Here is a 362-nt window from a genome sequence, read left to right as displayed (position 1 = left end):
AAAAGGGTTCGCCACCCGCCAGCTTCTCAATTGTTGCGCTTTGCCGACCTGGTGGTCATGGCGGGGCGGCTGCACCCGTTCCCATTCCGAACACGGCCGTGAAACGCCCCAGCGCCGATGGTACTTCGTCTCAAGACGCGGGAGAGTAGGTCGCTGCCAGGTCTGCCAAGCGCAACAAATTCTTCTCTTCACATCCTCAGAACTCCGGGCCGCAATCGCGGCCCGTTTTGCTTTTGACGCGGGGTGGAGCAGCCCGGTAGCTCGTCAGGCTCATAACCTGAAGGTCGCAGGTTCAAATCCTGCCCCCGCAACCAAATCACAACATGCCCCTTTCCCAAAAGCCCCCACCAGGGGGCTTTTGC

The 362-nt window shown here is 60.2% G+C and carries 1 tRNA gene and 1 rRNA gene; both read left to right on the top strand.

The features are described 5' to 3' along the window. Positions 1 to 47 precede the first annotated feature (47 nt). Positions 48 to 162: ribosomal RNA gene (gene rrf / locus AWJ14_RS16715) — 5S ribosomal RNA — on the top strand. 75 nt (positions 163 to 237) lie between these two features. Next, positions 238 to 314, top strand: a tRNA-Met gene (locus AWJ14_RS16710). Positions 315 to 362 lie beyond the last annotated feature (48 nt).

Origin of the sequence: Parahoeflea olei, from assembly GCF_001703635.1 — a bacterium.
Classification (GTDB): domain Bacteria; phylum Pseudomonadota; class Alphaproteobacteria; order Rhizobiales; family Rhizobiaceae; genus Hoeflea; species Hoeflea olei.
The sequence above is the reverse complement of the archived record's forward strand: the minus strand, read 5'-3'. Positions and strand labels throughout refer to the sequence as shown.